Raw genomic sequence first — 11,441 nt, 5'->3', positions numbered from 1 at the left:
CCGCGTTGCGTTTTCCCGGACCACCATGACCGACCAGACCCGCCGCCGGCTGCTCCGCGCCGGCCTCACCGCGAGCGCCGCCGGCCTGCTGCCGCCGAGCATCGCCCGCGCCGCCGCGATCGCCCCGGACGTGCGCCGCGGCACCCTCGACGACCTGCAGCACGTGGTGATCCTGATGCAGGAGAACCGCGCCTTCGACCATTACTTCGGCAGCCTGGCCGGCGTGCGCGGCTTCGGCGACCGCTTCCCGATCCCGGCGCCACCGCTGGCCGGCACCGCGCCGCGCACGGTCTGGCTGCAGCCCAGCGCCGACGGGAGCCGCCCGCTGGCGCCGTTCCCGCTGCGCACCGCGCGCGACTTCGCCACCATGCGCGTGCAGGGCACCCCGCACACCTGGCCGAACGCGCAACAGGCCTGGGACCACGGCCGCATGGGCCAGTGGCCGGCGGCCAAGCGCGACCACGCCCTGGCCCACTACGAACGCGACGACCTGCCGTTCCAGTTCGCCCTGGCCGAGATATTCACCGTGTGCGACGCGTACCACTGCGCGATCCAGGCCGGCACCAACCCGAACCGGATCTTCCTGTGGACCGGGCAGAACGATCCGCACGCGCGTGCCGGCGGCCCGGCGATCGCCAACTCGCACGACAACTTCCCGGAACTGGGCGGCGATCCGGACGACTACCGCTGGCCCAGCTACGTCGAGGCGCTGCAGCAGGCCGGCGTGTCCTGGCAGATCTACCAGGACATGGCCGACAACTTCACCGACAACCCGCTGGCCGGCTTCGCGCCGTTCCGCGCGGCCTGGCGCGGCGCGCCCGGGCACGATCCGCAGTTGCGCGCACGCGGCGTCTCCAGCCGCAGCCTGGCGCAGTTGCGCGAGGACGTGCTGGCGGCGCGGCTGCCGTCGGTGAGCTTCATCATCGCCGATGCCGCCGGCAGCGAGCATCCGGACCCGTCCAGCCCGGCGCAGGGCGCGGCCTACACCGCGCGCGTGCTCGACGCGCTCACCGCCGACCCCAAGGTGTGGGCGCGTACCGCGCTGCTGCTGATGTTCGACGAGAACGACGGTTTCTTCGACCACGTGCCGCCGCCGGCGCCGCCCTCGCCCGACCCGGCCGCAGCCGGCGGCTGGGCCGGCGCCTCCAGCATCGACACCGCCGGCGAATACCACCTGCACCCAGCGCCGGGCGATGCCAAGGCCGATCCACCCGCGCTGCGCGGGCGCCCCTACGGCCTCGGCCCGCGCGTGCCGCTGTACGTGATCTCGCCGTGGAGCCGCGGCGGCTGGGTGGATTCGCAGGTCTACGACCACACCTCGGTGCTGCGCCTGCTGGAGCGCCGCTTCGGCGTCGCCGCCAGCGGCGTGAGCGCCTGGCGCCGCGCGGTCTGCGGCGACCTGGTCGACGCCTTCGATTTCCGCCAGGCCGATACCCGCCCGTTCGTCGCCGACCTGCCCGACGTGCGCGAGGCAGCAGCGCGCGCCGCCGCCTTGCGCGAGCACGCGCTGCCGCCGCTGCCGACGCAACTGCAGGCGCCGCGGCAGGCGTTCGGCGTGCGCCGCGCGCGCGCCCTGCCGTATCGGCCGACGGTGCAGCTGCAGTTCGTGCAGGCACGCGGCGAGGTGCGGTTGCGCATGGCCAACACCGGTGCGGCGGCGGTGCTGCACGTCTACGACCGCTACGACCTGGCCGCGATCCCGCGCCGCTACACGGTCGGCAGCGGCGCGACCCTGGACGGCACCTGGACCACCTACGACGGCCGCTACGACCTGTGGCTGCTCGGTCCCAACGGCTTCCATCGCCATTACCGCGGCGACCTCGCCGCTCCGCTGCTGCAGGCGGAGATCGCCCAGGACCCGGACGATGCGCAGGCGCTGTGCCTGGTCCTGCGCAATCCCGGGACCGCGCCGCTCGGCGTGGCCCTGGAGCCGGCCGCCTACGCGCAGGCGCAACCCCACCAGCGGGTCACGCTGGCGCCCGGCGGCGAGCACCGCGTCCGCTGGAGCGCCAAACCGAGCGGCGGCTGGTACGACCTGTGGCTGGTCCAGGACGGCGCACGCCAGCGCCTGGCCGGCCGCGTGGAGACCGGCACGCCCGGCATCAGCGATCCGGCGATGGGCGGGCCGGCGCGGCTGTACCAGGAGCCCGCCGGAGGCGGGCGGGAGTGGGGAGTCGTGACAACGTCCGGGATTTGGGATTTGGGATTTTGGGATTCGTGAAAGCGCAATCCGCGCGCTGACACGCGTTTGCCAATCCCCGATCCCCGATCCCGGCTGTTACGCATCCCCAATCCCGACTCCCTACTCCCGGCTCTCAAGCACCCCGATCGTATGCAGCCAGGTCTCCACCAGCTGCGGCCACTGCGCGATCGGCAGGTTCTTGGCGCGCAGGCCGAAGGCATGGCCGCCCTTGGCGTAAATATGCATTTCCGTCGGCACGTCGGCGTGGTTGAGCGCGACGAAGTACGCCAGCACCTGCGAGATGCCGTCCACGTAGTCGTCCTGGGCCTGCAGCAGGAAGGTCGGGGGGGTGTCGGCGGCGACGCGGATGTCCGGACGCAATGCCAGATCGGTGAAATCGCGGGTGTCGGCGTCCTCGTCCTCGTGCACCCACAGATGGCCCGGATACACGGCGATGGCGAAGTCCGGGCGGCAACTCACATGATCGGCGGCATCCACCAACGGATAGGTGCGCTCGGCGAAGTGCGTGCTGGCCGCGGCCACCAGGTGCCCGCCGGCGGAAAACCCCATCACTCCGATCTTGTGCGGGTCCACGCCCCAGGTGGCGGCCTGTTGGCGCACCAGGCCCAGCGTGCGCTGCGCGTCCTGCAGTGCGGTCTGCACCTTCGGGTAGTAGCGACGGTCGTCGACCCAGGTCGGCCCGGAGTTCGGCACGCGGTACTTCAGCAGCACGCAGGTGATGCCGCGCGCGGTCAGCCAGTCGCAGATCTCCGTGCCCTCAAGGTCCATCGCCAACATCTGGTAGCCGCCGCCGGGAAACACCACCACCGCGGCGCCGGTGTTGTGGCCCTGCGCCGGGTACACGGTCATGGTCGGCCGGCTGACGTTGTCGATCCTGGCCCCGGGGCCGGCCGATTCCGGTTTCGGGTGCGGCAACGCATTCGGCACCGCGCCGGGCCAGATCGGCACCTGCACATGGCCCGGCGTGGGTTCCCAAACCCGCGCCTGCGCGGCGTGGGACAACAGACCGAGGGCGATGGCCAACGAACAGCATACGAATCGACGCATGGGACGCTCCGAACAGGATGGGGAATGGAAGGGACCGCACGATCAGGTAGCACGGCCGCGGCGGCTGTGGCCGTTGGGTACAACGCAGGCGATCGCACGCGGCATCGGCACTATGGCGACGCCGATGATCGCCAGCGGCGTGTCGCAGGAACGCCCCCTTATTTTTTTGGATCAGCCGCGACGGGCGTTTTCGATCACGTCCGTCGCGGCTGAAGCCGCTCCTGCAGGAGAGCGACCTGCATCCGGTGCGATTGCGGCGAACGCAGGTGCCATAGCGCGCACAAGGCAGACTAGGCGGTGCGTGGCGGCTGCGCCGGCAGCGAGGCCACTACCGCCTGCGCCACCGCCTTCAGCGCCGCATCGCGCGCGGCGCTGTCGACGCTCGCGCCGTTGAGATATGCGGTGAGCAGCAGCGGCGTGGGCCGCCCCGGCGCCCACACGATGGCGATGTCGTTGCGGGTATCGGTGCCGTTGCTGCCGGTCTTGTCGCCGATCCGCCAGCCCGCCGGCAAGCCGGCGCGCAAGCAGTCGTTGCCGGTGCGGTTGTCGCGCATCCAGTCCATCAGACGCTGCCGCGAGGCGGGTTGCAGCGCCTCGCCCAGCAGCAGGGTGCGCATCGTCGCCGCCATCGCCGCGGGCGTGGTGGTGTCGCGCGGATCGCCGGGGACAAAGTCGTTCATGCCCGGCTCGTTGCGGTCCAATTGGGTCTGCGTATCGCCCAACGCACGCAGGAAGCGGGTCACGCCGGGCGGGTCGCCGACCAGCGGCAGCAACAGGTTCGCCGCGGTGTTGTCGCTGTAGATCATCGCCGCACGGCACAGCTCGGCCACGCTGAGCGTGCCGCCCACATGGCGCTCGGACACCGGCGCATTCCCCAGCAGATCCGCCTTGCGCACCGGCAGGCGCCGCTCCAGGTCCAGTTCGCCGCGGTCGACCCGCTGCAGCACCGCCCCCGCCAATAGAAATTTGAAGGTGCTGCACAGCGGGAAGCGCTCGTCCTGGCGCTGCCCGCCGAGCGAGGCGCCACTGCCGTCGAGCAGGCTCACGCCGAGCCGGCCACCACTGCGGCGCTCGATCGCGGCCAGCCGCTGCTGCAGCGTCGGCGCCCGATTCTGTGCCGTTTTCGCCTGCACTGCAGCCACCGCCAGCAGGCTCGCGCCCATGCCCACACCCTGCAGGAACCCTCGTCTCGTCAGCATCGTCCACCTCCGTCGGGAGCCAGGATGATGGCCGCATTGACCCACCCTCACCAGCGAGGTTATTCAATCGCACCCATGAGCCGAATTGATGCCTGGCGATGAGCCGTCCGCACCTGCCGCTGAACGCCCTGCGCGCCTTCGAGGCCGCGGCGCGGCATCAGAACCTGACCCGTGCCGCCGCCGAGCTGTGCGTGACCCAGGCCGCGCTGAGCCATCAGATCAAGCAACTGGAGGCGCGCCTGGGCGTGGTCCTGTTCCAGCGGCTGCCGCGCGGGGTGGCCCTGACCGACGAGGGCCTGCGCCTGCATCCGGTGCTGACCGAGGCCTTCGACCGCATCGCCGCGACCCTGCAGCGCTTCGCCGGCGGCCGCTACCGCGAGACGCTGAGCGTGGGCGTGGTCGGCACCTTCGCGGTGGGCTGGCTGCTGCCGCGGCTGGACGCCTTCCATGCCGCGCATCCGGACATCGAGTTACGCGTGTACACCCACAACAACCGGGTCGACCTGGCCGGCGAAGGCCTGGACCTGGCGATCCGCTTCGGCGATGGCGACTGGCAGGGCCAGGCCGCCACGCCGATCCTGGACGCGCCGTTCGCGCCGGTCTGCGCGCCGGCACTGGCAGCGCGGCTGCACACGCCGGCGCACTTGGCCAGGACCACCCTGCTGCGCTCCTATCGCCTGGACGAGTGGCCGCGCTGGCTGCAGGCCGCCGGTGCCCCGGAGGTGCAGGCCGGCGGCCCGATCTGCGACGCCTCGCTGACCCTGGCCAGCATCGCCGCGGCCGGCCATGGCGTGGCCCTGCTGCCGCTGCGCCTGTTCGCCCAGGACCTGGATGCCGGGCGCCTGCTGTGCCCGTTCCCGACCCGCATCGACCTGGGCCGCTACTGGCTGACCCGGCTGCGGTCGCGCACGGAAAGCAACGCCGGCCGGCGCCTGCGCGAGTGGTTGCTGGCCGAACAGGCGGCGCAGGCCGACTGAGCCGGGCTGGCGGCGGATGCGGGCAAATGGCCTTGGATTCGCGGAGGGCCGCCCGCTCCGCGAGCGTGAATTGCATCGAAGGAATGACGCGCGCCACTGGTAACGATACCCGCGTGAAGATTTTGTGCAGTGCCGCTTGGCGACCGATTCAAGCCGAACTATGATCCAGGTCGCAGTCGCAATGTGCGCCAGGGGAAGGTGCCCACAGTTTCGGGGAAACTTGCTGATGACTCGTATTGCCTTGACCGCCCGCCCGGGCCTGGTCTCGCGTGACGTCGTGCTGGCGGCCGTACTGGCCTGCCTGTGCGTGCTGCACCTGGCCTACTTCCTGCGCAGCGGCGCCAGCGAATGGCATTGGGCGCTCAGCGCCACCGGCCTGGCGCTGATGGCGCTCAAGGCCAGTCTGCGACCGACACCGACCGCCCGCCCCTCGCTGCAGGGCCTGCGCTCTGGCTCGCCGTTGGACTGGGCGGCGATCGCCGGCGGCCTGCTGGTCGTGGCCAGCGCTGCCGCCTGAGCGGCGTGGGCCGGCGCAGCGCGCGCCGGCCGCTGCGATCGCCCTCGTTCTGCACGGCAAGTCCGGCGCGAACGATTGCGCCGGGCACGGCCCACCACTGCCGCCAGCAGCGTCCTCGCTGACCCGGCGCGCTCTCCGCCCTGGGCGCTGGCGCACGCAGTGCAGGCGGTAATTGCCGTCGGCTGAGGCGATGAGGCGTCGGGGCTGAAGCCCCTCCCACAGGGGTGTGCCGGCTCGCGCTCCGGCCACGCCTGGACCTGGCCCGGACATCGGCCTCTCGGATCTCTCCAGCGCACGCCCTAACCGCGGCGTCCGCTACACGGCGCGCTTGCCGGCGTCGGTGCCTACCTGCGCCGCCAGCTGCCGGAACGCATCGCGCTGCGCGGCATCGACGAACCAGGCCGTCGGCACCAGGTCGAACAGGATGTCGTTCTGGTACAGCATCAGCACCTGCGGACTCTCGCGATAGCGCACGTAGTCGCGCCAGGAACGACGCACGTGGCCATCCGCCCAGGTGACCTCCAGGCCGGCTTCGTCCCAGCGATAGGTGAGGCGATGCCGCAACGCCGCCTGTTGCGCATACAGGCGCCGGACCTTGCGCGGCATCGTCCATGCCGACTGGATGGTCTGGCCGATCAAGCCACCGCCACCGGCGCCCGCCAGCACGACGCCGAGGATGGCCATGCCGGAACCATGTCGGGCGAAGGCGCACAGCGTCAGGCCGATCAGCAACAATACCGCCATCGCCAACATCAGGCGCCGCAGTGCGCGCCGCTGATGCAGGCGCTGCGTGGCCAGATAGTCTTCCACCGTGATGGTGCCGCTGATCATCGTGCTCCTCTTCCCTGTCGTCCACGGCCAGACGCGGAGCGTGCCACGTGCGGCAAGACCGGTGCAAAGACGCCGGTGCGCATGTTCTGACCCCCACAATCCCTCGCCGGCATCTGCCAGCACGGCGAGACCACGGAGCGGCTCAGCCGCCGTCGATCAACTCCATCCACGCCTGCTCGGCCTGCGCCAGGTCGCGCGCGGCAGCCTCGCGGTCGCGCCCCAGCACCGCCATCTTCTCCGCATCGGCATAGTGCTTGGGATCGGCGAGCTGGCGGTCGAGCTCGGCCAGGGTCGCTTCCAGTTCGCCGACGCGCTTCTCGGCGGCGGCCAGCTTGTGCGGGTTCGGCGGCTTCTTCGCCGGCAGCGGCTTGACCGGCGGCGGCGGGGTCGGCGCGGCCTCGGCCAGCTTCTGCTTGGTGCCCTGTGCGGTCGGCCGGCTGCGCAGCCAGGCCGCGTATTCGTCGAGATCGCCGTCGAACGGTTCGACCACGCCGTCGGCCACGCGCCAGAAGGTGTCGCAGACCAGGCCGATCAGGTGGCGGTCGTGCGAGACCATCACGATCGCGCCTTCGAAATCGCTCAGCGCCTCGGCCAGCGCCTCGCGCATCTCCAGGTCGAGGTGGTTGGTCGGTTCGTCGAGCAGCAGCACGTTGGGCTGCTGCCAGGCGATCAGCGCCAGCGCCAGGCGCGCGCGCTCGCCACCGGAGAAGCCGTCGACCGGCTCGAACGCGCGATCGCCGGGGAAATTCCATTTGCCGAGGAAATCGCGGAACGCCTGGTTGCTGGCGTCCTTGTCGATCTCGCGCATGTGGTCCATCGGCGACTGGCCCTCGTGCAGCGACTCCACCGTGTGCTGGGCGAAGTAGCCGATGCGCAGGTCCGGATGCGCCATGCGCTCGCCGTCGATCGGCGGCAGTTCGCCGACCAGGGTCTTGACCAGGGTGGTCTTGCCGGCGCCGTTGGGGCCGAGCAGGCCGATGCGCTGGCCGGCCTCCAGGCCGAAGCCGACGTGGTGCAGGATCACCGCGTCCGCGCCGTAGCCGGCCTCGACGTGGTTGAGGCGGATCAGCGAGAACGGCAGCTTGGCCGGCGGCGCCAGCTCGATGCGGAACTCGCGCTCGGCGCGCACCGCTTCGGTGCCGGCCAGCTTCTCCAGGCGCTTCATCCGGCTCTGCGCCTGCGCCGCCTTGGAGGCCTTGGCCTTGAAGCGGTCGATGAAGCTCTGCAGGTGGGCGCGCTCGGCCTGCTCCTTGTCGTGCGCGATCTGCTGCTGGCGCAACTGCTCGGCGCGCTGCCGCTCGAAATCGGTGTAGCCGCCGGTGTACAGCTTGGCGCCGCCGCCGTGCAGGTGCAGGGTGTGGGTGGCGACGTTGTCGAGGAACTCGCGGTCGTGCGAGATCAGCAGCAGCGTGCCGGGATACTTCAGCAGCCACTGCTCCAGCCAGTACACCGCGTCCAGGTCGAGGTGGTTGGTCGGTTCGTCGAGCAGCAGCAGGTCGCTGGGCATCATCAGCGCGCGCGCCAGGTTCAGGCGCACGCGCCAGCCGCCGGAGAACGAGGACACCGCGCGCTGGTGGGTCTCGGCCGGGAAGCCGAGGCCGTGCAGCAGCTTGCCGGCGCGCGCCTCGGCGTCGTAGGCCCCCATCTCGGCCATCTTGGTGTGCGCGGCGGCGACCGCCTCCCAGTCCTCGCGCGCGGTCGCCGCGGCCTCTTCGGCCAGCACCGCCGCCACCGCGGTGTCGCCGCCGAGCACGAAGCTCAGCGCCGGGTCCGGCAGCGACGGGGTTTCCTGGGCGACGCTGGCGATGCGGACCTTGCCGGGCAGGTCGACGTCGCCCTTGTCGGCCTCCAGTTCGCCCTTCACTGCCGCGAACAGGCTGGACTTGCCGGCCCCGTTGCGGCCGACCACGCCCACCCGGTAACCGGCATGCAGGGTGAGGTCGACATTGGACAACAGCAGCCGCTCGCCGCGGCGCAAGGCGAAATTACGTAGGGAAATCAAGGCAGGGCACTCGGCTAGCGAGGCGGAAGTGTAGCCGCTTCGCCCGTCCCGGCCCACCCGGGGCGACGACGCGGCACGCTCCGGGGCGGCGCCCGAGCCCCCACGAAATCCGACCCAGTGCCGTTTTTGTATACGCGCCCGCGTGAAAAACGGCTTTCAATCCGATGGCACTCGCTGCACCGCAGCATCTGCTCGCCCTACCGGAAATCGCCAGACCCACGCCAATCCCCCAGCCACTGGAGTCTCCGCCCGATGACGCAACACCGCCTTCCCCTCGTCAGCGCCGTCCTGCTCGCGCTCGCCTCCGCCAACAGCCTCGCCCAGTCCCAGCAGGCGCCGACCACGCTGGACAACGTCATCGTCACCGGCACCCGCATCGCCGACCGCACGGTGGCCGAATCGCAGTCGCCGATCGACATCATCGCGCCCGAGGCGCTGCAGGCCACCGGCGCCAGCGACCTCGCCAGCGCGCTGGGCAAGCTGTTGCCGTCGCTGAACTTCCCGCGCCCGGCGATCAACGACGGCAACGACGCGCTGCGCCCGGCGACCCTGCGCGGCCTGTCGCCGGACGCGGTGCTGGTGCTGCTGGACGGCAAGCGCTACCACACCACCTCGCTGGTCAACTACAACCCCTCGGTCGGCCGCGGCTCGGCGCCGGCCGACCTCAATTCGATCCCGATGTCGGCGATCGCACGCATCGAGGTGCTGCGCGACGGCGCTTCCGCGCAGTACGGCTCCGACGCCATCGCCGGGGTCATCAACATCGTCCTCAAGCACGGCGCCAAACCCGGCAGCAACAGCGTCGCGGTCAACGGCGGCATCATGGACAAGGGCGACGGGGCGCAGAACGGCATCGACGGCTCCTACGGCCTGGCCTTCGGCGGCGCGCCCGGCGGCGAGGCGCCGGGCTGGGTGCGGGTGTCGTGGAACTACCAGAACGCGATGAACACCAATCGCGCCGAGAACACCGACAAGGCCACCACCGGCGCCGGCGCCGCCAACCCCAGCGGCATTCCCTACGAGCGCTACGGCGATCCGGCCGTCACCACCTACCAGGGACTGGTCAACTTCGGCTACGCGCTGACCCCGCACGTCGACCTGTACGGCTACGCCAACTTCAGTCGCCGCGAGGTGCTGTCCAACGGCTACTACCGCGCCTGGGACAACAGCGACCGCAACGTGCAGGCGGTCTATCCCAACGGCTTCCTGCCGCAGATCTACAACCCGTCCAACGACCGCGCCGCGGTGCTCGGCGTCAAGGGCAGCACCAACAGCGGCTGGACCTGGGACGTCTCCGCCGACTACGGCAAGAACGACGTCACCTTCGACCTGCGCAACACCATCAACACCAACCTGTACTGGAGCACCGGCGCCTCGCCGACGCGCTTCAACGCCGGCGGCTTCCGCAACCAGCAGAACGCGCTCAACGCCGACTTCAGCAAGTCCCTGGACTGGGGCCTGGCCTACCCGGTCAATCTCGCCTTCGGCGCCGAGTACCGGCAGGACAAGTACGCGGTGGAGGCCGGCTCGCCGGCGTCGACCTATTTCGATCCCAACGCCATCAACCCCGAGACCGGCGCCCCCTACCCCGGCGGCTCGCAGGTGTTTCCCGGGCTGTCGCCAGCGGTGGCCGGGCAGTTCAAGCGCCATAGCCAGGCCGTGTACGCCGACCTGGAAGCGGACCTGACCGACCGCCTCTCCGGCGGCGTGGCGGCGCGCTACGAGGATTACAGCGATGCCGGATCGACGCGTTCCGGCAAGGTGTCGGCGCGCTACCAGCTCAACGATGGCTTCGCCTTGCGCGGCACGATCTCCAATGGCTTCCGCGCGCCTTCGCTGGCCCAGCAGAACTACGCCTCGGTGGTGACCCTGCTGCAGAACGGCACGCTGACCCAGATCGGCACCTACCGCACCTCCGACCCGGTGGCGATCGCGCTCGGCGCCAAGCCGCTGGCGCCGGAAAAATCCACCAACTACAGCGTCGGTGCGGTCTGGCAGTCCGGCGGCGGCTTCAACGCCACGCTGGACCTGTACCAGATCCGCATCTGGGACCAGATCCTGTACTCGGACCAGCTCTCGCTGGCCGAGCCGATCGGCCAGGTCAGCGCGGTGCAGTTCTTCGTCAACGGCGCTACCACCCGCACCCGCGGCGTGGACTGGGTGAACAACTACCTGCTCGACCTCGATCGCGCCGGCACGCTCAACCTCAGCCTCAGCGCCAACTACAACAAGACCGAGATCCTGGAGATCTCCGACCCGAACTTCCGCCGCGCCAGCCAGGGCCTGCTGACCGATGCCTCGCCGCGCACCAAGTACGTGCTCAGCGGCGACTGGACCGTGGCCGGCTGGACCCTGCACGGCGACACCACCCGCTACGGCGCCATCACCCGCCGCGGCGACGAGGCCGACGGCAGCCAGGACCAGCGCTTCGCCGCGCGCTGGCTGTTGAACCTGTCCACGACCTATGCCTGGCACGACCTCAGCTTCACCGTCGGCGCCGACAACGTCACCAACCAGTATCCGACCCGGACCGCGCTCAACAACATCTACGACGATCGCCCCAACGGCCTGCAGTACTCGCCGCTGTCGCCGTTCGGCTTCAACGGGCGCTACTGGTACGCGCGGGTGAACTACCGCTTCTGAGGCGGCCAGCAGGCCGGGCGTG

7 protein-coding genes and 1 pseudogene are annotated in these 11,441 nt (G+C 70.7%); 4 read left to right on the top strand and 4 right to left on the bottom strand.

The annotated features are described in order from the left end of the window. Window positions 1–25: 25 nt before the first annotated feature. Window positions 26–2,180 (top strand): annotated as a pseudogene (locus NKJ47_RS06815) (phosphocholine-specific phospholipase C). A gap of 122 nt (window positions 2,181–2,302) precedes the next feature. Here NKJ47_RS06815 and NKJ47_RS06810 read toward each other — a convergent pair. Together NKJ47_RS06810 and bla are read right to left on the bottom strand one after the other, a co-directional pair. Then, window positions 2,303–3,226 carry an alpha/beta hydrolase gene (locus NKJ47_RS06810; RefSeq protein WP_254461361.1) on the bottom strand — a complete coding sequence of 308 codons (924 nt, stop codon included), beginning with the start codon at window positions 3,224–3,226 and terminating at the stop codon, window positions 2,303–2,305. Window positions 3,227–3,540: 314 nt separating this feature from the next. After that, window positions 3,541–4,449, bottom strand: a complete 909-nt coding sequence (gene bla, locus NKJ47_RS06805; RefSeq protein ID WP_254460736.1) for a class A beta-lactamase — start codon at window positions 4,447–4,449, stop codon at window positions 3,541–3,543. Window positions 4,450–4,547: 98 nt separating this feature from the next. On the opposite strand from bla, the gene ampR reads away from it, so the two are divergent. Together ampR and NKJ47_RS06795 are read left to right on the top strand one after the other, a co-directional pair. Continuing rightward, on the top strand, window positions 4,548–5,426 hold the full coding sequence (gene ampR, locus NKJ47_RS06800; RefSeq protein ID WP_254460735.1) for a LysR family transcriptional regulator AmpR: 879 nt from the start codon (window positions 4,548–4,550) through the stop codon (window positions 5,424–5,426). A 226-nt stretch (window positions 5,427–5,652) separates the two neighbouring features. Next, window positions 5,653–5,943, top strand: coding sequence for a hypothetical protein (locus NKJ47_RS06795; RefSeq protein ID WP_254460734.1), 291 nt, complete (start codon window positions 5,653–5,655; stop codon window positions 5,941–5,943). 315 nt (window positions 5,944–6,258) lie between these two features. On the opposite strand, the gene NKJ47_RS06790 is transcribed toward NKJ47_RS06795, so the two are convergent. After that, window positions 6,259–6,774, bottom strand: a complete 516-nt coding sequence (locus NKJ47_RS06790; RefSeq protein WP_254460733.1) for a YcxB family protein — start codon at window positions 6,772–6,774, stop codon at window positions 6,259–6,261. A 142-nt stretch (window positions 6,775–6,916) separates the two neighbouring features. Further along, entirely contained in the window at window positions 6,917–8,776 is a 1,860-nt protein-coding gene (locus tag NKJ47_RS06785) for an ABC-F family ATP-binding cassette domain-containing protein (protein WP_254460732.1), read from the bottom strand. A gap of 252 nt (window positions 8,777–9,028) precedes the next feature. On the opposite strand from NKJ47_RS06785, the gene NKJ47_RS06780 reads away from it, so the two are divergent. After that, window positions 9,029–11,419 (top strand): TonB-dependent receptor plug domain-containing protein, encoded by a 2,391-nt coding sequence (locus NKJ47_RS06780; protein ID WP_254460731.1) that lies wholly within the window; start codon window positions 9,029–9,031, stop codon window positions 11,417–11,419. The last annotated feature ends 22 nt before the right edge of the window (window positions 11,420–11,441 follow it).

The organism is Xanthomonas sacchari, from assembly GCF_024266585.1.
Taxonomy (GTDB): Bacteria; Pseudomonadota; Gammaproteobacteria; order Xanthomonadales; family Xanthomonadaceae; genus Xanthomonas_A; species Xanthomonas_A sacchari_C.
Note: the sequence above shows the minus strand (reverse complement) of the source record. Positions and strands in the feature narration are given on the sequence as shown.

Coding starts and splice junctions, on each gene's coding strand:
- bla (WP_254460736.1), bottom strand. CDS start 4,449: ATGCTGACGAGACGAGGGTTCCTGCAGGGTGTGGGCATGGGCGCGAGC.
- ampR (WP_254460735.1), top strand. CDS start 4,548: ATGAGCCGTCCGCACCTGCCGCTGAACGCCCTGCGCGCCTTCGAGGCC.
- NKJ47_RS06795 (WP_254460734.1), top strand. CDS start 5,653: ATGACTCGTATTGCCTTGACCGCCCGCCCGGGCCTGGTCTCGCGTGAC.
- NKJ47_RS06790 (WP_254460733.1), bottom strand. CDS start 6,774: ATGATCAGCGGCACCATCACGGTGGAAGACTATCTGGCCACGCAGCGC.
- NKJ47_RS06780 (WP_254460731.1), top strand. CDS start 9,029: ATGACGCAACACCGCCTTCCCCTCGTCAGCGCCGTCCTGCTCGCGCTC.